This is a genomic window from Stenotrophomonas sp. YJH_SMC_122 (assembly GCF_059369535.1).
On the sequence record NZ_JCAFST010000008.1, the window covers coordinates 1 to 22,985 of the forward strand.

Genomic DNA, 22,985 nt, shown 5'->3' on the forward strand with positions numbered 1-22,985 from the left:
TCAACATTCTCGCCAGAAAGCTGGCCAGGATCGCTTGGGGCGTCTTCAAGAGCGGCCGGGACTTTGACCCGGCCATGCTGAAAGTGGGTCAAACCTGCTTCCAGCAGGCTTGACCACGAACATAGGATCTCGGCTCTACAGCAAGCAGGTCCCGCGAGCAGATCACTCCGCGCCATGCGTGGATGCATGCGTGCCAACCGAGGTTGGCACCTGCCTGAGGCGGTGGCCGTGGACGCCGGGGCATCACGCCCCGGATTCATCGGGCTTCACCCGGAACCACGCCGCGTACAACGCCGGCAGGAACACCAGGGTCAGCACCGTACCGACGATCAGGCCACCCATGATCGAGATCGCCATCGAGCCATAGAATGCGCTGCGCGACAGCGGAATCATCGCCAGCACGGCTGCCAGTGCGGTCAGCACGATCGGGCGGAAGCGGCGCACCGTGGCATCGATGATCGAATGCCAGCGGTCATGCCCGGCATCGATGTCCTGCTGGATCTGGTCGATCAGGATCACCGAGTTGCGCATGATCATGCCGGCCAGTGCGATCGTGCCCAGCAGCGCGACGAAGCCGAACGGCGCCCGGAACAGCAGCAGGAACAGCGTCGCGCCGATGATGCCCAGCGGCGCGGTCACCAGCACCATCGCTGCACGCGAGAAGCTGCGCAGCTGCAGCATCAGCAGCGTGGCCACCACCACCAGGAACAGCGGCATGCCGGCCTTGATTGAGTTCTGGCCACGCGCCGAATCCTCCACGGTACCGCCGGTTTCCAGCAGGTAACCACTGGGCAGCTCGGCACGGATGCCGTCCAGTGTGGGCAGGATCTGATGCACCACGTCCAGCGCCTGCATGCCATCACTGATGTCGGCGCGCACGGTCACCGTCGGCAACCGGTTGCGGTGCCAGATGATGCCGTCCTCGAAGCCGTACTCCATCGTCGCCACCTGCGACAGTGTGATGCTGCCACCGTTGGCGGTGGGCATCGACAGGCTGGACAGCAGCTCCAGCTGGTTGCGCTCATCGGCCGGCCCGCGCAGCAGCATCTCGATCTGGCGATTGCCCTCGCGATACACGCTTACCGATTGCCCGGCCAACGAACTGGACAGGAACTGGCTGACCTGGGCGCTGCTCACGCCCAGCGCGCGGGCGCGCTCCTGGTCGACCACCAGGCGCACCACCTTGCTCGGCTCGCTCCAGTCCAGGTTGACGTTCATCACGTGCGGGTTCTCCCGCACCTTGGCCTCGACCTGGCGCGCGATCGCCTGCACCTTCTCGATGTGCTCGCCGGAGATGCGCATCTGCACCGGATAGCCGACCGGCGGGCCGTTCTCCAGGCGGGTCACGCGCATCTGCACGTCCGGGAACTTCGGGATCACCTCGTGCAGCAGCCAGTCGCGGGTGCTTTCACGCGACGTGATGTCCTTGGCCAGCACCACGAACTGGGCGAAGTTGGTCGCCGGCAGCTGCTGGTCCAGCGGCAGGTAGAAGCGCGGCGAACCGGTGCCCACATAGGACACGTAGTTGGCAATGCCCTCGCGGCTGGACAGCAGCTTCTCCAGCTTCTCGGCCTGGGCCTGGGTCGAGCGCAGCGAGGCGCCCTCGGCCAGCTCGATGTCCACCATCAGTTCCGGCCGGGTCGAGTCCGGGAAGAACTGCTGCGGCACGAAGCGGAACATCATCAGCGAGAACACGAACAGGCCGATGGTCGCCGCGATCACCCACCAGCGATGCCGCAGGCAGGTATCGAGGAAGCGACGGAAGCTACGATAGAACGGGCGCTGGTACGGATCGTGGTCGTGCCCGTGCTGCGGCGGCGCGATCAGATTGGCCAGCGCCGGATAGCGGTCGGCCCACTGCTGGCGCTTGGCGTGCCAGCGCGCGGACAGGCTGCCCGGCTTCGGCGGCTGCGGATTGAACAGGTCCGGCAGCATCTTGTCGCCCAGGTAAGGGATGAACAGCACCGCTGCGATCCACGACACCACCAGCGCGATGGTCACCACCTGGAACAGCGAGCGGGTGTATTCACCGGTACTCGATGCCGCAGTGGCAATGGGCAGGAAGCCGGCCGCGGTGATCAGGGTGCCGGTCAGCATCGGGAACGCGGTCGACTCCCAGGCGAAACTGGCGGCGCGCAGGCGGTCGTAGCCCTGCTCCATCTTGGTGGCCATCATCTCCACCGCGATGATCGCATCGTCCACCAGCAGGCCCAGCGCCAGCACCAGTGCACCCAGCGAGATCTTGTGCAGGCCGATGTCGAAGTAGTGCATGACGAAGAAGGTCATCGCCAGCACCAGCGGAATGGTCACGCCCACCACCAGGCCGGTGCGCAGGCCCAGCGAGAAGAAGCTGACCAGCAGCACGATCACCACCGCCTCGGTCAGCACCTGCACGAACTCGCCGACCGACTCTTCCACCGATTGCGGCTGGTCGGACACCTTGCGCAGCTGCATGCCGGCCGGCAGGGTCTTCTGCAGGCGCTCGAACTCGGCATCGAGGTTGGCGCCGAGCTTGAGGATGTCACCGCCATCCTTCATCGCCACCGCCAAGCCGATCGCCTCTTCGCCCATGAAGCGCATCTTCGGCGACGCCGGATCGGCGAAGCCGCGCTTGACCTCGGCGATGTCGCCCAGGTGCACGGTGCGGTCGCCGGCGCGGATCGGGAACTGGCGGATCGCTTCGATGTCGTTGAACTGGCCGGTCACCCGCAGCTGCACGCGATCGGTGGCGGTCTCGAAGAAGCTGGTGCCGGTCACCGCATTCTGGTCGGCCAGCGCCTGCTGCACCTGCTGCATCGACACACCCAGCGTTGCCAGCCGGGTGTTGGACAGTTCGATCCACACCTTCTCGTCCTGCAGGCCGACCAGGTCGATCTTGCCGACATCGGGTACGCGCTGCAGTTCCAGCTGGATGCGGTCGGCGTAGTCGCGCATCACTGCGTAGTCGAAGCCCTTGCCGGTCAACGCATAGATGTTCCCGTAGGTGTCGCCGAACTCATCGTTGAAGAACGGGCCGACGATCTCGCGCGGCAGCGTCGGGCGGATGTCTCCCACGCGCTTGCGCACCTGGTACCACAGGTCCGGGATCTGCTTGGAACGCAGGCTGTCGCGCGCCATGAAGATGATCTGCGATTCGCCCGGGCGCGAGTACGAGCGGATGAACTCGTACTCGCCGGTATTCATCAGCGCCTTCTCGAGCGGCTCGGTCACCTGCCGCGAGACCTGCTCGGCGGTCGCCCCCGGCCACAATGTGCGCACCACCATCGCCTTGAAGGTGAACGGCGGGTCCTCGGACTGGCCCAGGTGCTTGTACGACCATGCGCCGATCAGCGCGAAGGCCAGCATCGCAAACAGCACCAGCGGGCGGTTGGACAACGCCCACTCGGAAAGATTGAAGCGGCGCACCGGCTTACTCCCTGGCCTTGGCGGCAGCGGCCGGCGTAGCCGGCTTCAGCACGGGACGGTTCTGCCGGTCCACGGCGATCACCGGCTGACCGGCCCGCAGCAGGTGGCCACCCGCAGCAACCACCCAGTCACCCCCGCTCACGCCCGACAGTACCGGTACCGTCTCGCTGCCAAACGCACCGGTGGTAACCGTTGCGGCCTTCAGCGTGCTGTTGGCCGGATCGACCACCCACACGCTGGCGGCACCATTGGCACCGCGCTGCAGCGCGCCGAGCGGCAGCTGCAGGGTGCCGTGGCGGCCGGCGCTGCTGTAGACGCGGGCACTCTGGCCCAGTTCGACGTCGGCCAGCGTATCGGCGGGCAGGCTCACCCGGGTCGCATAGGTGCGTGCCTGCGGATCGGCAGCGGCGGCGATCTCCCGGATCGTGCCCGGCAGGCGCTGGCCGGGGCGGTTCCACAACTCCACCTCGACCGGCTGGCCCACCGCATAGTCGCGGATGGTGGCCTCGGGCAGGTCGATCAGCACTTCGCGGCCACCGTCGGCGGCCAGGTTGAAAATGGTCTGCCCGGCGGACACCACCTGCCCGGCCTCGGCCTCGCGGCTGGCGATCACACCGTCGGCCGGCGCACGCAGCTGTGCGTAGCCGGCCTGGTTGCGCAGCACATCAAGGTTGGCGCGAGCGGCATTGGCCTGGCCCTGCGCGGCCTTGAACGCGGCGGACTGCTGGTCCAGCTGCGAGCGGCTGACCAGCTGCTGGTCGGCCAGCACCTGGTAACGCTTGAGGTCATCGCGGGCGCGCACCAGATCGGCTTCGGCTGCCGCCAGCTGTGCCTGCGAGGCACGGGCCTGCAGCGCGAAGTCGGCCACGTCCAGCTCGGCCAGCACGTCGCCCTTCTTCACCCGTTGCCCGGCATCGACGTGGCGCTTGACCAGGTTGCCGCCAACGCGGAACGACAGCGGACTTTCCTGTCGCGCACGCACCGTACCCGGGAACGCCGCCGGCGCCTGCCCGGCCTGCTCGCCGGGGTGAACCACCAGTACCGGCACGGCCGCCGCCGGCGCCTGTTCCTGCCCCGAACAGGCTGCCAGCGCAGCCATCCACACCATACCGCCCATCCAGCGCACGATCTTCATCGGTCAACGTCCTGAAAACGCAGGGTTGCAACTTAAGGAGGGAGCCGCGACTGCCGGCCCAATTTAATAAACCGGTCGGTATAGTATAAATATCGAACCGCTTGGTCTAGTATTGTCGCGATGAGTTCTCCCACTTCCCGCAAGCCGTCGGCCAAGCCCGCTGCCAAGGCCGCCGGACCCGGGCGCCCCAAGGACCTCGGCAAGCGCGCGGCGATCCTTGAAGCAGCCAAGGCACTGTTCATCGAACAGGGGTATACCGGCGTGAGCATGGACACCATCGCCGCTCAGGCCGGCGTCTCGAAGCTGACTGTGTACAGCCACTTCGGCGACAAGGAAACGCTGTTCTCCGAGGCGGTGCAGTCAAAGTGCATTGAAATGCTGCCCGACGCGTTGTTCGTAGCCGACGCGGACGGCCCGCTGCGCGACCAGCTGATCGGCATCGGTCTGGCCTTCTTTGAACTGATCACCTCCGACGCGGCGATCTCGATCCAGCGCATGATGATGGCGCCGGAGACCGACGAACGCCTGCGCGCGCTGTTCTGGAAAGCCGGCCCCGAGCGTACCTGCGAGGCGCTGGCCGATTTCCTGCGCGCCCGCGCCGAGCGCGGCGAACTGGATATCCCCGACTGTGCTCTGGCCGGCGAGCAGTTCCTGACCCTGGTCAAGGGCGAAGTGCACATGCATATGATGTGCGGCATGCCACTGTCACCCGTGGAATGCGACCCTCTTGCCCACGTGACCGCCAGCATCGACTTCTTCCTGCGCGCCTACGCGCCGCGAGGGGCCGGACCGGCTGAATAACCAAAACTGAACGAACCGGAGGTCGCGATGACTTCCGGCACTGCGACCCCGGCCCCCGGCAGCTGATGCTCTGGGCGCGCCGCCGGCCTCCGGCACCGGTAAAATGGCCGGCCCACTGCGCTGGATTTGAACCTCATGACGATTGATTACGCCCACGCCCGCGAACTGATGGTGGAACAGCAGATCCGTCCCTGGGACGTGCTGGACATCAAGGTGCTCGACGTCCTGGCCCGCCTGCCGCGCGAGGCCTTTGTCGCCGACGCACACCGGGCACTGGCCTACGCCGATGTCGAACTGCCGATCGGCCACGGCCAGAAGATGATGAAGCCGGTCATCGAGGGCCGTACCCTGCAGGCACTGGACCTGCAGCCGGGTGACGAAGTACTGGAAATCGGCACGGGCAGCGGCTTCCTGTCGGCCTGCATCGGCGCGCTGGCGCGCGATGTGCTGAGCCTGGAAATCGACCCGGAGCTGGCCGCCGCTGCGCGTGCCCGCCTGGACGCCTCCGGCCTGGGCAGCAACGTCCGCGTGGAAGTGGCCGATGCCCTGTCCTGGCAGACCGAACGCCGCTTTGACGTGATCTGTGTCACTGGTGCGGTCGACGTGGTGCCGTCACAGTTCGCCTCGTGGCTGCGTCCGGGTGGCCGCCTGTTCGTGATCCACGGCCGCTCGCCGGCGATGGAGGCCCTGCTGGTCAAGGCCGACGGCAGCTCCGAGTCCCTGTTCGAGACCGATATCGATTACCTGCGTGGTGCCGCCCCGGCCCCCCAGTTCCACCTCTGAGTCCAAGGAAGCCGCAATGATCCGCCGATCCCTCGCTGTTGCGCTGGCCACTGCCCTGCTGCCGTTGTCCGCCCATGCCGCCGACCTGCTGCAGGTCTACGAAATGGCCCGCAACGGCGATCCGCAGCTGTCGGCCGCCGAATCGACCCGGCTGTACGACAAGGAAGGCGCCGTGCAGGCGCGTGCCGCCCTGCTGCCGCAGATCAACGGCCAGGCCGCGCTGAACCGCACGCGCAGCGAGCCGAACGCCGACGCCAACTCCGGCTCGTTCACCAACAAGCGCCGCACCTACACGATCGACGGCAGCCAGACGCTGTTCAACTGGACCCAGATCAACAACCTGCGCTCGCAGCGTGAGCTGAGCAAGGCGGCGGACTTCACCCTCGAATCGGCCAACGACAACCTGATCGTGCGCACCTCGGCGGCCTACTTCAACGTGCTGGTGGCGATCGAATCGCTGAACGCCGCACAGACCAATGAAGCGGCCGCGAAGAAGCAGTTCGACTTCGCCGACAAGCGCCTGGAAGTGGGCCTGGCGCCGATCACCGACGTGCACGAAGCACGCGCCCAGTACGACCAGGCGCGCGCCAACACCATCATTGCGCAGAACACCCTGGCCGATAACTACCAGGCCCTGACCGAACTGACCGGCCAGCCGGTGACCAACCTGCGTGGCCTGCCGACGGACTTCCGCCCGGAAGTGCCGGCCAACCGCGGCAACATTGACGAGCTGGTGCAGCAGGCCACCACCCAGAATCCGGCGCTGAAGGCGCAGGAGCTGAAGGTCAGTGCCGCCGAAGCCGGCGTGCAGGCTGCCCGTGGTGGTCATTACCCGACCCTGTCGCTGGGCGGCAGCTGGGGCAAGAGCGCCACCTGGGGCGACAGCACCGGTGCCGGATCGCTGTCGCCGGATGCGCGCACCAACAGCATCGGCCTGACCTTGAGCGTGCCGATCTTCTCCGGTGGTGCCACCCAGTCCGGCGTGCGCCAGGCGCTGGCGCAGCGTGACATCGCCCAGGACGGCTACGAGCAGCAGAAGCGTGCCCTGGATCGCAATACCCGCAATGCCTACCAGACCCTGGTGCAGGGCATCAGCGAGGTGGAAGCGCGCCGCCTGGCGGTGGTCTCGGCGCAGAGCGCGTACGACGCTTCGCAGGTCGGCCTGGAAGTCGGTACCCGTACCGTGCTGGATGTGATCCAGAACCAGCGCATCCTGTTCTCGGCGCAGCTGGACTATGCCCAGGCCCGCTACACCTTCCTGCAGAACCGCCTGCTGCTGAGCCAGTCGCTGGGTGCGCTGGACGTGGCCGAACTGCAGGACGTCAATCGACTGCTGACCCAGGACGCGGGCAACCCGGCCACGACCACGCACTGAGTCGTCGCCCCTGCAACGAAAAAGCCACCCGCGAGGGTGGCTTTTTTGCAGGTGGTGCATCCACGCGCTCGTCCCCGGCGTGGCCCCACGAACCGTCAGCCCGGCCATGCGCGCAGGCGTTCCAACGCCGCAAGCACGCACAGCGCGGCTGCCAAGGGGGCCAGCATCGACATCATCAGCCCGCAGCCGGCTGCGCCTTGCCGGGTGTCATCCCGACGCCGCAGCACCGCCAGGCACAGCGCCGCCATCACCACCAGCGTCGCTGGACCCGGCAGCGCCGGCAAGGTGCCCTGCGGCAGCCACAGCACCAGCATCACCGCCGGCAGCCCAACCACCATTGCGCTCAGGCGCGTGCGGGATCGTCCCGCCGCGTCAGCTGCGCGGAGCCACAACGATGTGGCCAACCGGACGGCCAGCATCAGCAGTACCAACTGCAGGGCGGCCAGGCCCGCTGCACCGGCCAGGGGCAACAATGGCAGCATCCACTGCAGCTGGGGATGCACCTGCAGCGCCACGGCCAGTGGCCGGGTACTGGCGAGCGCGGAGAACTCGACCAGCCCGGCCTGCAATGCTGCCAGCACGATCAGCAGCAGCATCGCCAGCAACGAGACCAGCGCCAGCACCGCCGGCTGCCACATCGCGCCCTGGCGGCGCAGCGCAGGAAAGCCCAGTGCCAGGCCCACGCTGGCAAATATGCCCAGCAGCGGCACCGCAGCCGCCAGCACCCCCCCCAGCCCGAAGCGATATGGCGCCGTCGCCGGAGGCAGCCAGGGAACCCAATGCCCGTAGTGCACGTGACGCGCCGCCAGCGCCAGCAGCAGCACCCCCACACCGATCTTCACCGTCAGCAGCGCACAAGCCGCCAGGGCCACACCCCGCGGCGGCAGCAACGCGAGCGCGGTCAACATCAGCAGACCCACGGCCGCCGCTACCTGCACGGGCAGCCAGTCGTTGGCATGGAGGCCTCCGGTAGCCAGCACGGCATGTACATGGCGGGCCATGGACTGTGCCGCGCCCGCCGTGGTCGCCATCAGCTCAAGCAACAGGATCGCGCCCAGAACGACGGCCACCCGTGGCCCCCAGCTGGCGGCCAGCAGCCCGTACAGGCCATTGGCCACCGGCAGTCGCAGCACCAGATCCTGCAGGCAGCACAGCACCAGGCCAGCCCCCAGTGCGGCCAGCAACAGGCTCAGCACGATGGCGGGGCCCGCCTGTGCCGCCGTGTGCTGGCCCACCAGCGCGATCACACTGCCGCCCACCAGCAGCGTCAGTGCCACCACAGCCAGGTGGTCCATCCCCAAGCGCGCCCCACCGGTGCCGTCCCTGCCCCTGTCGCCGTCCATCGCAAGTTCCCTTGATATCCGCCCAAGCGCGGTCGACAGCAGGCTGGCAGCCTGCGTCGTCCTGCGGAATCGGAATCGGTGCTGCGTGCGCCACGATGTGATGGCAGGCACGCTGCCATCGGCAGGGTCGGTCCAGCAACGACAGAAAAATCGTCGCTAAGCAGAATTGATGAAGTTGATCACGACAACGCTGCGCAGCGCCGCCGACGCAGCAACGCCGGGATCACTCGCGCGGTGGTGGCAGATGCGGTGCGACCAGCGCAAGCGTGCGCTGCAGCGCGCCACGGCCATTGCTGACCAACGTGCAACCCGCACGCGCCATGTCTTCGCGGGCCTGCGCATCTTCAAGCAGATGCTGCAGCAGGTCGCCCACCGCCTGCGCATCTTCGCCGATCAGCAGCGCACCGGCCTCGCGCATGCGCCGGGAGATTTCCGCGAAGTTGTGCAGGTGCGGGCCGGTCACCGCCGCGGTTCCCATCGCAGCGGGCTCCAGCAGGTTGTGGCCACCGATGGCCTGCAGGCTGCCGCCGACGAAGGCGACCTGGGCGCAGGCGTAGAACGGCATCAGCTCGCCGAGGGTATCGATGACGAACACGTCTGTGGCGGCGTGCGGCCACTGGTCCACGCGGCGGGTCGCCACGCTCCAGCCCTGTTCGCGCGCCAGCGCTTCCACCTTCGCGAAACGTTCGGGATGGCGCGGTGCCCACAGCAGCAGCAGATCCGGATGCTGCTGGCGCAGGCGCCGGTGCAGGTCGATCACCGCCTGTTCTTCGCCATCATGGGTACTGGCGGCGATCCATACCGGGCGCGCGCCCGGCACCCGTGCATGGAACTGTTCGACGAAGCCCTGCACGTCCGGCGTGGTGATGTCGAACTTCAGGTTGCCCAGTGCCTGCACCTGGCCGGGCTCCGCCCCCAGCTGCACGAAGCGCTCGGCATCGTCCTGCGACTGCGCGGCCACGCAGGTGACGGTGCGCAGGGCGCGGCGGATCAATGCGGCCAGCAGCCGGTAGCCGCGCAGCGAACGCGCCGACAACCGGGCATTGAGGATGTAGACCGGAACACCACGGTCACGGCAGCCGAACAGCATGTTCGGCCACAACTCGGTTTCCAGGATCAGCGCCAGGCTGGGCTGGAAATGGCCGAGGAAGCGGTTGACGCTGCCCGGCACGTCGTACGGCAGGTAGACATGGTCCAGCGCGTCGCCCCAGAGCGCACGCACGCGCTCGGAGCCGGTCGGAGTGATGGTGGTGATGACCCAGCGGATGTCCGGGCGCTGCTGGCGAAGGGCATTGACCAGCGGCGCGGCGGCATTGACCTCGCCCACCGAGACCGCGTGCAGCCACACCCGCGGCTGGCCGGTCGGCTGCGGATAGGAGGCGTAGCGTTCGTCCCAGCGCCGGAAGTACTCACGGACCCGGAAGCCGCGCCAGACCAGGTGGTACACGGTGATCGGCAGCAGGATGTAGAGCACGACCGAGTACAGGCCGCGCAGGATCCATTCGACAGGGTCTTTACGCATGCGGCAAGGATACGGGAGCCCCCCGGGAAAGACACGCGGCCGCCTTGGTAGAATGGCCCCATGTCAGATGCCTCCACCGCCGTCCGCCCGTCGCTGCGCGATCCGCGCAACTGGCCGATGTTCGCCGCCATGCTCGGCGCCTTCGCCATCGCCCGCCTGCCGTGGATGCTGCAGCGCGCGCTGGGCCGGGGCGTCGGCTGGATCACCTGGCGCCTGCTCGGCAGCCGCCGCCGCGCCGCCGAGGTCAACCTGCAGCTGTGCTTCCCCGAGAAGGACGAAGCGTGGCGGCAGCGCCTGGTGCGCGACAGTTTCGATGCGCTGGGCGTCGGCGTGTTCGAGTGCATCCGCGCCTGGTGGGGCAGCATCGACAGCATCCGCCCGCAGGTACGGATCGAAGGCCTGGAACACCTGCGGCAGATGCAGGCCGAAGGCCGCGGCGTCCTGCTGGTCTCCGGCCACTTCATGACCCTGGAAATGTGCGGCCGCCTGCTGTGCGACTACGTCGATCTTTCAGGCATGTACCGCAAGCACAAGAACCCGGTGTACGAGTGGGCGGTGAAGTTCGGCCGCCTGCGCTATGCCAAGGCGATGTTCGCCAACGAGGACATCCGCGCGACCGTGCGCCACCTGAAGAAGGGCGGCTTCCTCTGGTACGCGCCAGACCAGGACATGCGGGGCAAGGACACCGTGTTCGTGCCGTTCTTCGGCCACACCGCTTCGACCATCACCGCCACCCATCAGTTGGCACGCATGACCGGCTGTGCGGTGATTCCGTACTTCCACCGTCGCGAAGGCGGAAAGTACTTCCTGAAGATCGGCGCGCCGCTGGAGAACTTCCCCAGCGAGGATGTGGAAGCCGATACCACCCGGGTCAACCAGGCCATCGAAGCGATGGTGCGAGAGGCTCCCGACCAGTACCTGTGGATCCACCGCCGCTTCAAGCGCCAGCCGGGCGGCCGGAGCGATTTCTACAAATAGCCGGATGCGGTGGAAGGGCCGGCGTCCTCGCGGTAGTCGCCAACCTTGGTTGGCGCCGGATGAACCGAGGCCGGTCCCGGGGAGCCCACCAAGGTTGGCAACTACTGCATCGGCGGAGATTCGTCCGATTCGCGGGCCAGCAGACTGCCGGCGAACAGGGCCGCCAGCAGCACGGTCAGGCCGCCCCAGAACGCGGAATAGAACGCCAGGTGCGTATTGAGCGGGAACACCGTGACCGCCAGCGCCAGCATCGCCGGTCGGGCCCGATCACGCGCAGCCGCCGGAGCATAGCGCCAGGCCCGCCAGGCCTGCGCCACCGCCGCCAACCACAGCAGCAGGCCCAGAACGCCGGTCTCGGCAAGGATTTCCAGCACGATCTGGTGGGCGTGCAACGCCGGTTGGTTGCCCCACACGGCGGGGCCCTCATCTGACACGCAGGCCGGATACGCATCGCGGAAGCCGCGCGCACCGACACCGTTGACCGGATGCCCCTCGATCATGCACACCGCCGCGGTCCAGATGCGCGCGCGGCCCGAAAGCGCCTCGTCAACGCCCTGCCCGTCTTCGTTCCATGCCTGTGCCGTGCGCGCAACACGCTCGCGCAGCTGCGGCACGCCCGCTGTCAGTGCGGCCGTGCCCAGCGCTGCCACCAGGGCCAGCAGCAGCAGCCGCTTCCAGCCGAACTGGCGCACGCCGCTGTAGGCCAGCACCAGCACAAAGGTGATCCACGAGGCGCGCGAGCCTGCCAGCAGCAGCACGCATCCCAGTGCGGCAGCGGCCAGCAACCACCCTGCATTGCCGAAACGCCGTGCCATCGGCAGCAGCAGGAACGGTGACAGGCTGGCCAGCACCTGGCCGAATTTCAGATTGCAGGGCCCAAGCGCGCCACTGAGGCGGTCGGCCAGTGCGGCTTCGTCGGCCGGGCACAACGCGTGGCCACTCACGGCCAGCTTCAGGTGTTCCAGCGACCAGAACCACGGGCTGGTGCCAGCCAGCGCCTGCACCAGCGCATCCAGCGTCCACGCGCCGGTGATCAGCGCCAGGCCACCGAAGGTCAGGCGCCGCCGTTCCGGCGTGGCCACCGCGATCGCCACCAGCCACATGAAGGGCAGGTAGCGCAGTCCGGCGGCCGCCTTGGTCCACGAGGCCGAAGGGTCGATCGCATCGATGGCCGAAAACGCCTGCGGCAGCCAGTAGCCGAGGAACAGGATCGAGGTCAGCGCCCACGCCGCCGTGCTCAACAGGTGCGGGCGGCGCTGCAGCCGGCGCATCACCATGCGCGCGGCAGCATAGAGCGCGCCAAGGCCCAGCACGGTTTCGGCAATGCCCGGCAGCGGCCACATCGCCACGTACGCCAGCACCCACCAGGGCGCCCAGCGCCCGGCACGGTCGTCGCGCACGATGGCAGCGGGGTCAGCCGGCGAGATCGGCATAGAGGCGGAGGGTATCGCGCTGCATGGCCTGCAGGGTAAACGGGATGCGGGTCGGCAGGGACGGCGGCTGCGCCAGCAGGGCCAGCGCACGTTCACCCAGCGCGCGCGCGTCGCCGAGCGGCACCGCACCGTTGGGCTGCAGCTGCTGCAGCAGTTCGCCGACGCCACCATGGTCCCAACCCAGCACCGGGCGGCCGACCGACAGCGCCTCGACCACGGTGCGGCCAAAGGCTTCCGGCTTGTCCGACAGCTGCAGCACCAGATCGCTGGCGGCGTAGGCCTGGGCGATGCGGACGGTAGGCGTGCTGATCTGTACGGCCTCGGCCACGCCCAGTACCGCGGCCTGGCGGCGCAGGTCAGCCACGTAGGCCTCGCGCCCGGGTTCGTCGGTGCCCAGCATCCACAGCTGGGCAGGCACGCCGGCGGCACGCACGTCGGCCAGCAGCTGCAGCGCGTGGGCGTGCCCCTTCAGCCGGGTGCCGCGCCCCGGCAGCAGCAGCAGCGGGCCTTCGACCTGGGCCAGCCACGGGTAGTCGGCCGCCAGGGCCAGCCGCGGGCGGCGGTCGGCGCGCGCCACGCGCGGGAACTGGCCGACATCCACACCCCGCGGTATGACCTGCAGGTTGTCTTCCGGCACCGTCGGGTAATGGCGCTGCACGTAGGCGCGCACGGTGTTGGAGACGCAGATCACGCGTTCGCCACTGGTCATCACCGCGCTGTAGCGGCTGGGCGAGTTCAACCCGTGCACGGTGGTCACCCAATGCGGGCGCTGTGCGGCGGGCATGGCGCGGATCGCGTACAGGCCCAACCAGGCCGGCAGCCGCGAACGGGCATGCACGATGTCCGCGCCCACTTCGGCAAACAGCCGACGCAGGGTCGGCAGATGGCGCAGGGTCAGCACCGACTTCCGGCCGATGTCCAGGGAGAGGTGCTCGGCACCGCTGTCCAGCAGCGGCTGCACCAGGCGGCCACCGGCAGACACCACCAGCGCGCGATGGCCGGCGGCAACCAGGGCCGCAGCGATTTCCAGGGTCGAGCGCTCGACACCACCGGAGTGCAGCGCCGGCAGCAACTGCACCACGGTCAATCGGCGCATCGAAGGGGCCGCCGTTTAGTCGGCCAGCACGAACACGGAACCGCAGTACGGGCACTGCGCTTCGCCGTTGGGCTCGTCTTCGATCGGCAGGTACACGCGCGGATGCGAGTTCCACAGCGCCATTTCCGGGGTCGGGCAGCTCAACGGCAGATCGCTGCGGTGCACGGTGTAGCGCTTCTCGGCGTTGGCGGGCGCGGTGGCGGTATGGCTCATGGCGGATTCGGTGAACGGGTTGCGAGGCCCGTGATTCTAGCATCTGGGCCGCAACGACATTGCGCCGCAACGGGCCTCTACGCGCTCCTGCGAAGGTCGCGTAGCTGCGCGCGGCACGCGGCGCGATGGCCGCCACGGGAATTCTGCGGCTGTTCCGGCAGGTGGGCTCGCCAGAATCGGCTCCAGCGATATTTCCCGCATTTGGATCGAACTAAATGGCACTTGCCAGCGCGCGGCGGCTGTTGCAGGATCGGGCCAGGTCGCACCCCGACCCACCCAATCCAACCCGATCGCATGGCCCGCCCCCACCGGACCGGCATCGCCTCTTCCACTGCCAGCCTGGCGGGCGGAGCGATGCTGTCCGTGGTATCCGCCGATGCGGGTTCGCCCGCCGCCAGCCCTTCCGGGAGACCCTTGCATGACCCTGTCCGATCCGCGCCGCGCCCTGCTTCCGCTCGCCCTGGCCCTGGCCTGTGCGACCCCTGCGATGCCGGTGCTGGCGCAGGGGCTGCAGACCTCGTTCGAACCGGGCGAACCTGCCCCGGCGCAGGCCACCGGTGCGCTTCAGGTCACGATCGGCAATGGACCGGCCGCGCCCTACGCCGCCAAGCGCAACGCCGGCTACAGCGGCCTGCATGCGCTGCGCTACAGCAGCGAAGGCGGCAGCGCGCGGCGCGAACTGTTCAAGGCCGACCTGCCCATCGAGGCCGATACCACGCTGTCGTGGCTGGTGCTGCCGGAAATCGTCGGCAAGGACACCGTCGCCTCGACCTATGTATCGCTGGACCTGCTGCTGGATGATGGCAGCCGCGTTTCGGCCGGTGCGGCACGCGACCAGCATGGCGTGGCGATCGGCGCGCGCGCGCAGGGCGAATCGAAGACGCTGTACCCGCAGCAGTGGGCCCGCAAGGCGGTGCGGCTGGGCGACGTGCCCACGCTGAAGGGCCGCCGCGTGGTGGCGATCGAGCTGGAGGTGGCCAGTGCCGAGGGCGCGCCGGTCTCTGGCTGGATTGATGACGTGCGCCTGGATACCCAACCGCGGCAGCGGCCGCAGCGCGTCTCCGACTGGGTGCTGACCACCCGCGGCACCCAGGCCAACGGCACCTTCTCGCGCGGCAACAATTTCCCGGCCACGGCGGTGCCGCACGGGTTCAACTTCTGGACCCCGGTGACCGACGCCGGCGCACTGAACTGGCTGTACCGCTGGAACGAACAGAACGATGCGCAGAACCGCCCACAGCTGCAGGCGCTGGCACTCAGCCACCAGCCCAGCCCGTGGATGGGCGACCGCCAGACCTTCCAGGTGATGCCCTCGGCCAGCCGTGGCGTGCCGGAGGCCGACCGCAGCAAGCGCGCGCTGTCGTTCGACCGCCGTCATGAAAGCGCGCGCCCGTACCGCTACGACGTGCGCTTCGACAATGGCATCGCTGCTGCCATCGCACCGACCGACCATGCCGCGCTGTTCCGCTTCGAGTTCCCCGAGGGCGGTGACGCCAACCTGCTGTTCGACAATGTCGATGCGCGTGGCGGCCTGACCCTGGACACGGCCACGCAGACCCTCAGCGGCTATACCGATACGCGCAGCGGCCTGTCCAACGGCGCCAGCCGCATGTACGTGGTGGCCAGCTTCGACAAGCCGTGGCGCAGCAGCGGCCGCCTCGAGACCGGCCGCCCGACCGGTTACATCAAGTTCGATGCCGGCAGCGACCGGCAGGTGACGATGCGCATCGCCACCTCGCTGATCTCGCTGGAACAGGCGCGTCACAACCTGGCGCTGGAAATCTCCGCCGCCGACACGCTGGAAAGCGTGGCCGGCCGTGCGCAGGATGCATGGGACGCGCGCCTGGCCCGCTTCGACATCGGCGATGCCAGTGACGACCAGAAGACCACGCTGTACTCCAGCCTGTACCGGCTGTACCTGTACCCCAACTCCGGCCACGAGAATGCCGGCAGCGCGGCCGCGCCTGACTGGCGCTACGCCAACCAGGCCAGCGCCAGCGACGACAACACCGAGGGCAGCGCGAACCGCAGCTTCACTGGCGTGCGCGATGGCAAGGTGTTCGTCAACAACGGCTTCTGGGACACCTTCCGCACCACTTGGCCGGCCTATGCACTGTTCACGCCGGACGATGCCGGGCAGATGGTGCAGGGCTTCATCGAGCAGTACCGAGCCGGTGGCTGGATCGCACGCTGGTCGTCGCCGGGCTACGCCGACCTGATGGTCGGCACCAGTTCGGACGTGGCCTTCGCCGATGCGTGGCTGAAGGGCATCGGCGGCTTCGATCCGGCCGAGGCCTACGCCGCCGCGCTGAAGAACGCGACCGTGGTCCCCCCCGACCGCCATGTCGGCCGCAAGGGCATGGACCGTTCGACCTTCCGTGGCTACGCCAGCGCGGACGTGCACGAAGGCATGTCGTGGACGATGGAAGGCGCACTGAATGACTTCGGCATCGCCAACATGGCCGAGGCCCTGGCCAGGCGCGCGACCACGCCGGCCGCACGCGAGCGCTACAGCACCGAGGCCGACTACTTCCGCCATCGCGCCGCCAGCTACGCGACGATGTTCGATCCGGCCGCCGGCTTCTTCCAGGGCCGCAAGGCCGATGGCCAGTGGCGCGTGGACGCCAGGGCCTACGACCCGCGCGTGTGGGGCCACGACTACACCGAATCCAATGGCTGGACCTTCGCCTTCACCGCCGTCCACGATGGCGAAGGACTCGCCGCGCTCTATGGTGGCCGTGACAAGCTGGCAGCGAAGCTGGATACCTTCTTCTCCACGCCGGAAACCGCCGACCCCGCGTTTGCCGGATCCTACGGCGGCACCATCCACGAGATGACCGAAGCGCGCGATGTGCGCATGGGCATGTACGCGCACAGCAACCAGCCGGCGCACCACATCCCATGGATGTACCTGTACGCCGGGCAGCCGTGGAAGACCCAGCAGCACGTGCGCGAGATCCTGTCGCGGCTGTACGTCGGCAGCGAGATCGGCCAGGGCTATCCGGGCGACGAGGACAACGGCGAGACCTCCGCGTGGTACGTGCTGGCCTCGCTGGGCCTGTACCCGCTGCGCATGGGCGCCCCGGAGTACGTGATCGGTTCACCGGCATTCGAACATGCGAGGGTGGAACTGCAGGGCGGCGCGGTGCTGGCCGTGAACGCGGCCAACAACTCACGCGAGAACGTCTACGTGCAGTCGCTGAAGATCAATGGCAAGCCGTGGACGAAGACCTGGGTGCCGCACGAGCTGATCGCCAAGGGCGCGACGCTGGACTTCGTGATGGGGCCGCAGCCGTCGCGCTGGGGCAGCGGCGTGGATGACGTGCCGCGCTCGCTGACCGCGCGGGGCCAGCGCCCGCAGCTGCTGCACGACCTGCTCGGCAGTGGCGCCAAGGCGACGCTGGCCGATGGCCGCGCCCTGCCGGCGCTGGTCGATGACGATGCGGCCACCACCGTCGGCCTGGGCGGCGGCGCAACCATCGCACTGACCGGCCTGGGCGACGGCGCGCCGACCATGTATACGCTCACCAGCGGTGACGGCCGCATCCAGGGCGGCGAATGGACGCTGGAAGCGCGCAGTGGCAACGGCCGCTGGATGGTGATCGACCAGCGCAGCGGCGAAGCGTTCGAGTCTGCCCGCCAGACCCGACCGTTCCGCATCGCCAAACCCGGTCGTTACAGCGAGTATCGGCTGCGCCTGGCCGCACCGGGCCGGCTGCCGCTGGCGGAGATCGAACTGTTGGCGCCCAGCGCCGTACAATGAGCCCCATGCGCTACCGTCTGCTGCCTCTGGCCCTTGTTGCCCTTTCCTTCTCCAGCTTCGGCCAGACCCAGGCCTTTGATGCGCAGCTGACCCGCGACGGCGTGACGCTGAACTACCAGGACGCCCGTGGCGCCCTGGCCGCGCCGCAGCGCAAGCGGATCATCGATACGTTCTACTTCGCCTACCTGCGCGAACGTGCGGACTTCCACCCGGCCGCGCCGTCGATGGTGCGCATCGTGATCGACCCGGACTACACCGGGATCGCCTTCGTCGGTGACAAGGACCAGGCCGCAACGATCACCATCAACCCGGGTTGGCTGGCGCAGCACCCCAACGACATCGACCTGGTCACCCATGAGGCCATGCACATCGTGCAGGGCTATCCGGGCTATGGCGACGCACGGGTGCCGGGTTGGCTGGTGGAGGGCATCGCCGACTACGCACGCGACCGCTACGGCATGGACAATGCCGCTGCGGGCTGGGCACTGCCGGGCAAGGTCGAGAAGGGGCAGAACTTCGACAGCGGCTACCGTGTCACCGGTGCGTTCCTGAAATGGGCCGACGCCGAACATCCGGGCCTGGTGCTGGCACTGGACAAGGCCCTGCGCGACGGCCGCTATGCACCGGCGCTGTGGCAGAAGCACACCGGCAAGGCACTGCCGGCGCTGTGGGCGCAGTACGCCAAGCCGCGTTCCGACGCTCCGCCGCCGGCCCCTGCACGCCGCGGCAAGCGGCGCTGACGCCCCCGCTGTCGCCGGCGCCTCAGCGCGACTGCACGAAACCGGCGTACAGCGCGAACAGCTGCTGGAAGTACCGCCGCGCCACTCGACTGCGCATGACACCCTCGCCGATGGGAAGTTGGTCGGGCCCAGGGTGGGAAGGCCGGTCCGGTCCCTTCCCACGGCCGGGCCGCGTGGGCGTATTGGGCCGCAGCGGCGTTGCAGGGAAATGACCGGGCGGCGTAGCGCGTGTGGCACAGACCGGAGTAGGACCGGCCGCTGGCCGGCTGCCGTCGTGTATCTGAACACGATTGGGGTTGCCGGCCAGCGGCCGGCACTACCCGTTTCCGCTGCGCGGAAACAAAAACGCGCCCCGTGGGGCGCGTTTCCGCAGCTGTCGCTGGAAAGAAGGCTTATGCCTTCTTTTCCGCTTCCAGCTGCTTCCTGATCTGCGCATCGACCGCCGCAATGGCGGTCATGTTCAGGATCCGGCGCGAGGTCGCGCTGGTGGTCAGGATGTGCACCGGCTTGTTCACGCCCATCAGGATCGGGCCGATCGCCACGCCGTCGGTGAACACGCGCACCAGGTTGTAGGCGATGTTGGCCGCTTCCAGGTTCGGCAGCACGAACAGGTTGGCGCGGCCCTGCAGGGTCGAGCCCGGCAGCAGCTTCTGGCGCAGCGCTTCATCCCATGCGGTGTCGCCCTGCATTTCGCCATCCACGTTCAGGCGCGGGTTGCGCTTGAGCAGCAGCTCGCGCACCTGGCGCATCTTCAGCGCATCCTTCGAATCATGGCTGCCGAAGTTGGAGTGCGACAGCAGCGCCACCTTCGGCTCGATGCCGAACAGCTTCATGCGATAGGCCGCCTGCAGGGTCGCCTCGCACAGCTGCTCGGCGGTCGGATCTTCCTGCACGTGGGTATCGACGAAGAAGAACACGCCCTGCTGGTTGATCACGCCGGTCATCGCCGAGGTCGAGGTGACCTTCGGCTCCAGCGGCAGCACGCTGCGCACGTAGCCCAGCTTCTTGTGGAAGCGGCCGACGATGCCGGTCAGCATCGCATCGGCTTCGCCACGGGCGACCATCACCGCTGCGATCAGGGTCGGGCGCGAACGCATCAGGTTCTTCGCCGCAGCCACGGTCACGCCACGGCGCCCGGTCAGGCCGTGGTAGTACTGCCAGTATTCGTTGAAGCGCGGGTCGTCGTTGATGTTGGTGACTTCAACGTTCTCGCCGATCTTCAGGCGCAGGCCGAGGCGCTCGATGCGCGACTCGATCACTTCCGGGCGGCCGATCAGGATCGGATGCGCCAGGCCGTCATCGACCACGTTCTGCACCGCCTGTAGCACCACTTCCTCTTCGCCCTCGGCGTACACCACGCGCTGCTTGTCGCTGCGGGCGCGGTCGTACACCGGCTTCATCATCAGGCTGGTGCGGTAGACGAACTGGGCCAGCTTGTCGCGGTAGGCGCCCATGTCCTCGATCGGGCGCGAAGCCACGCCCGAATCCATCGCGGCCTGGGCCACGGCGGCCGACAGTTCCACCAGCAGGCGGCGGTCGAACGGGCGCGGGATCAGGTATTCACGGCCGAAGCTCGGGGTCTCACCGCCGTAGGCCGAGCCCATGTCGGTGGCCGCGCGGCGCGCCAGCGCGGCGATGGCGCGCACGCAGGCGATCTTCATTTCCTCGTTGATCGCGGTGGCGCCCACGTCCAGCGCACCACGGAACAGGTACGGGAAGCACAGCACGTTGTTGACCTGGTTCGGGTAGTCCGAACGGCCGGTGCCGATGATCGCGTCCGGACGCGCGGCGCGCGCCACCTCCGGCATGATTTCCGGGGTCGGGTTGGCCAGCGCGAAGATCACCGGGTCCGGCGCCATGGTCTTGACCATGTCGGCGGTCAGGATGCCCGGTGCCGACAGGCCCAGGAAGATGTCCGCGCCGTCGACGATCTCGGCCAGGGTGCGCTTGTCGGTGTCGCGCGCATAGCGCTGCTTTTCCGGGTCCAGGTCGGTACGACCGGTGTGGATCACGCCCTCGCGGTCGAAGGCCAGGATGTTCTCCGGCTTCAGGCCCAGCTGGACCAGCATGTTCACGCAGGAAATGCCGGCCGCGCCCATGCCCGTGGTCGCCAGCTTCACTTCCTCGATCTTCTTGCCGGTGATCGCCATCGCGTTGAGCACGGCCGCGCCGACGATGATCGCCGTGCCGTGCTGGTCGTCATGGAACACCGGGATCTTCATGCGCTCGCGCAGCTTGCGCTCGACCACGAAGCACTCCGGCGCCTTGATGTCTTCCAGGTTGATGCCGCCGAAGGTCGGTTCCAGCGAGGCGATGATGTCGACCAGCTTGTCCGGGTCGGTTTCATCCACCTCGATGTCGAACACATCGATGCCGGCGAACTTCTGGAACAGCACGCCCTTGCCTTCCATCACCGGCTTGCCGGCCAGCGCGCCGATGTTGCCCAGGCCCAGCACCGCGGTGCCGTTGGAGATCACCGCCACCAGGTTGCCGCGGGCGGTCAGCTCGCTGGCCTGCTGCGGGTCGGCCTTGATCGCTTCACAGGCATACGCCACGCCCGGCGAATACGCCAGCGACAGGTCGCGCTGGGTCAGCATGGGCTTGGTAGCGGAAACCTTGATCTTTCCCGGCGGGGACATCCGGTGGTAATCGAGGGCGGCCTGTTTGAAATCTTCGTTGGACATCGATGTGGGTTACATGAATGGGCAGAAGGGACAGGGGATCATACCCCCGTTGGAGCGTCTGGACCTGTCGCTATCCTGTCGCAACCATGCTGCGACCGCACAATTCCGTACCGTATGCGACGGGAGCCCAGACCAGCATCGGCGCTGCCCATGACAGCCATGGGACGCCCTGAAACGCCGCGGGGCCGTACCACTGACGTGACCGGCCCCGCGGTACCACACACCTGGATCAGCCCTTGGCCGGCAGCGCCTCGGGCAGCGCATCGACCGGCGGCGGCAGTTCGCTCTCGCGGCCATCCAGCGCCAGCTGCAGGCGGTTGCGGTCCAGCGCGCCTTCCCAGCGCGAGACCACCACGGTGGCCACCGCATTGCCGATGAAATTGGTCAGCGAGCGGCATTCGCTCATGAAGCGGTCCACGCCCAGGATCAGCGCCATGCCAGCCACCGGCACCTCCGGCACCACCGCCAGGGTGGCGGCCAGGGTGATGAAGCCGGCGCCGGTGACGCCGGCCGCGCCCTTGGAGCTGAGCATGGCGACCAGCAGCAGCGCGATCTGGTGGCCCAGGGTCAGTTCGGTGTTGGTGGCCTGGGCGATGAACAGCGCCGCCAGGGTCATGTAGATGTTGGTGCCGTCCAGGTTGAACGAGTAGCCGGTCGGGACCACCAGGCCCACCACCGACTTGCTGCAGCCGGCGCGTTCCATCTTCTCCATCAGCGACGGCAGCGCCGACTCCGACGAGGACGTGCCAAGCACCAGCAGCAGTTCGGCCTTCAGGTAGCGCGCCAGCTTGAACACCGAGAAGCCGCACAGGCGGCAGACCACACCGAGGATCACCGCCACGAACAGGAAGGCGGTGAGGTAGAACGAGCCGACCAGCCAGGCCAGGTTGATCAGCGAACCGACGCCGTACTTGCCGATGGTGAAGGCGATCGCACCAAAGGCGCCGATCGGGGCGGCCTTCATCAGGATATGCACCAGCTTGAACACCGGGGCGACCAGCGCCTCCAGGAAATTCAGCACCGGCTTGCCCTTCTCGCCCACCATCGCCAGCGCGATGCCGAACAGCACGGCCACGAACAGCACCTGCAGGATGTTGCCATCGACAAAGGCACTGAGCAGCGTCTTCGGAATAATGTCCATCAGGAAGCCGACCAGGGTCAGGTCATGCGACTTCTCGACGTAGCTGTGCACTGCAGTCTGGTCCAGCTCGGCCGGGTTGATGTTCATGCCCGCGCCGGGCTGCACCACGTGCGCCACGATCATGCCGACGATCAGCGCCAGCGTGGAGAAGAACAGGAAGTACGCCATCGCCTTGGCGAACACGCGGCCCACCGTGCGCAGGTGGGTCATGCTGGCGATGCCGGTGACGATGGTGAGGAAGATCACCGGCGCGATGATCATCTTCACCAGGTTGATGAAGGCATCGCCGAGCGGCTTCATCTTCTCGCCAACCAGCGGTTCGTAGTGGCCGAGGATGGCACCCAGGACGATCGCCACGATCACCTGGAAGTACAGCTGGCGATAGATCGGCAACGGCTTTGCAGGCACCGCTGCTGCGGTCGGGATGTGCATGGCGGACTCCGGAAGGGGCGTTTTCAGGCACGTACGGTCCCGGGACTGCACGGGAACCGTTACCGTGGAAACTGATCGCAGGTCCTGTACAGCACGCACAGGGGTGCGACCAATGGACGCCTTTGTACGCGCCAGGCACGC

General features: G+C 67.8%; 15 protein-coding genes and 1 pseudogene. 7 read left to right on the forward strand and 9 right to left on the reverse strand.

Annotation, left to right across the window (positions count from 1 at the left end):
• Positions 1–113: pseudogene (locus AC5P66_RS12060) on the forward strand (IS110 family transposase); the annotation flags it as partial.
• 130 nt (positions 114–243) lie between these two features.
• On the opposite strand, the gene AC5P66_RS12065 reads toward AC5P66_RS12060, so the two are convergent.
• Both AC5P66_RS12065 and AC5P66_RS12070 read right to left on the reverse strand, forming a co-directional pair.
• Positions 244–3,405 carry an efflux RND transporter permease subunit gene (locus AC5P66_RS12065; protein ID WP_049440949.1) on the reverse strand — a complete coding sequence of 1,054 codons (3,162 nt, stop codon included), beginning with the start codon at positions 3,403–3,405 and terminating at the stop codon, positions 244–246.
• Positions 3,406–3,409: 4 nt separating this feature from the next.
• Positions 3,410–4,540 (reverse strand): efflux RND transporter periplasmic adaptor subunit, encoded by a 1,131-nt coding sequence (locus AC5P66_RS12070; RefSeq protein ID WP_099495281.1) that lies wholly within the window; start codon positions 4,538–4,540, stop codon positions 3,410–3,412.
• A gap of 120 nt (positions 4,541–4,660) precedes the next feature.
• Here AC5P66_RS12070 and AC5P66_RS12075 point away from each other — a divergent pair, with 120 nt between their 5' ends.
• The 3 genes from AC5P66_RS12075 to AC5P66_RS12085 all read left to right on the forward strand — a co-directional run bounded on the left by AC5P66_RS12075 (position 4,661) and on the right by AC5P66_RS12085 (position 7,499).
• A complete protein-coding gene (locus AC5P66_RS12075) occupies positions 4,661–5,341 on the forward strand; it encodes a TetR/AcrR family transcriptional regulator (protein ID WP_049416696.1) in 681 nt (226 codons plus the stop codon).
• Positions 5,342–5,476: 135 nt separating this feature from the next.
• On the forward strand, positions 5,477–6,124 hold the full coding sequence (locus AC5P66_RS12080) for a protein-L-isoaspartate O-methyltransferase family protein (protein ID WP_049416694.1): 648 nt from the start codon (positions 5,477–5,479) through the stop codon (positions 6,122–6,124).
• Between the two features lie 16 nt (positions 6,125–6,140).
• On the forward strand, positions 6,141–7,499 hold the full coding sequence (locus AC5P66_RS12085) for a TolC family outer membrane protein (protein ID WP_049416692.1): 1,359 nt from the start codon (positions 6,141–6,143) through the stop codon (positions 7,497–7,499).
• 95 nt (positions 7,500–7,594) lie between these two features.
• Here AC5P66_RS12085 and AC5P66_RS12090 read toward each other — a convergent pair whose 3' ends face one another.
• Positions 7,595–8,794, reverse strand: coding sequence for an APC family permease (locus AC5P66_RS12090; protein ID WP_428993119.1), 1,200 nt, complete (start codon positions 8,792–8,794; stop codon positions 7,595–7,597).
• Positions 8,795–9,065: 271 nt separating this feature from the next.
• Positions 9,066–10,364, reverse strand: a complete 1,299-nt coding sequence (gene waaA, locus AC5P66_RS12095) for a lipid IV(A) 3-deoxy-D-manno-octulosonic acid transferase (RefSeq protein WP_049416687.1) — start codon at positions 10,362–10,364, stop codon at positions 9,066–9,068.
• A 60-nt stretch (positions 10,365–10,424) separates the two neighbouring features.
• Here waaA and AC5P66_RS12100 point away from each other — a divergent pair, with 60 nt between their 5' ends.
• Positions 10,425–11,342, forward strand: a complete 918-nt coding sequence (locus AC5P66_RS12100; RefSeq protein WP_099485843.1) for an LpxL/LpxP family Kdo(2)-lipid IV(A) lauroyl/palmitoleoyl acyltransferase — start codon at positions 10,425–10,427, stop codon at positions 11,340–11,342.
• Between the two features lie 101 nt (positions 11,343–11,443).
• On the opposite strand, the gene AC5P66_RS12105 is transcribed toward AC5P66_RS12100, so the two are convergent.
• From AC5P66_RS12105 to AC5P66_RS12115, 3 genes are read right to left on the reverse strand one after another with little or no spacing between them, the layout of a single operon-like run.
• Positions 11,444–12,775, reverse strand: a complete 1,332-nt coding sequence (locus AC5P66_RS12105) for an O-antigen ligase family protein (RefSeq protein ID WP_049440945.1) — start codon at positions 12,773–12,775, stop codon at positions 11,444–11,446.
• Positions 12,756–13,871 carry a glycosyltransferase gene (locus AC5P66_RS12110; RefSeq protein WP_494542154.1) on the reverse strand — a complete coding sequence of 372 codons (1,116 nt, stop codon included), beginning with the start codon at positions 13,869–13,871 and terminating at the stop codon, positions 12,756–12,758. The genes AC5P66_RS12105 and AC5P66_RS12110 overlap by 20 nt, the downstream gene beginning before the upstream one ends.
• Before the next feature lie 15 nt (positions 13,872–13,886).
• On the reverse strand, positions 13,887–14,084 hold the full coding sequence (locus tag AC5P66_RS12115; protein ID WP_005410967.1) for a zinc-finger domain-containing protein: 198 nt from the start codon (positions 14,082–14,084) through the stop codon (positions 13,887–13,889).
• Between the two features lie 418 nt (positions 14,085–14,502).
• On the opposite strand from AC5P66_RS12115, the gene AC5P66_RS12120 reads away from it, so the two are divergent.
• Together AC5P66_RS12120 and AC5P66_RS12125 are read left to right on the forward strand one after the other, a co-directional pair.
• Complete coding sequence (locus AC5P66_RS12120) at positions 14,503–17,847, forward strand: GH92 family glycosyl hydrolase (protein WP_494542156.1); 3,345 nt, start codon at positions 14,503–14,505, stop codon at positions 17,845–17,847.
• A complete protein-coding gene (locus tag AC5P66_RS12125) occupies positions 17,844–18,587 on the forward strand; it encodes a basic secretory protein-like protein (RefSeq protein WP_099495284.1) in 744 nt (247 codons plus the stop codon). Before AC5P66_RS12120 ends, AC5P66_RS12125 begins: the two co-directional genes overlap by 4 nt.
• A 392-nt stretch (positions 18,588–18,979) precedes the next feature.
• On the opposite strand, the gene AC5P66_RS12130 is transcribed toward AC5P66_RS12125, so the two are convergent.
• Positions 18,980–21,271 (reverse strand): NADP-dependent malic enzyme, encoded by a 2,292-nt coding sequence (locus AC5P66_RS12130; RefSeq protein WP_005419150.1) that lies wholly within the window; start codon positions 21,269–21,271, stop codon positions 18,980–18,982.
• 229 nt (positions 21,272–21,500) lie between these two features.
• The gene (locus tag AC5P66_RS12135; protein WP_099495286.1) at positions 21,501–22,844 is read right to left on the reverse strand and encodes a dicarboxylate/amino acid:cation symporter; all 1,344 of its coding nucleotides are present in this window, start codon (positions 22,842–22,844) and stop codon (positions 21,501–21,503) included.
• Positions 22,845–22,985 lie beyond the last annotated feature (141 nt).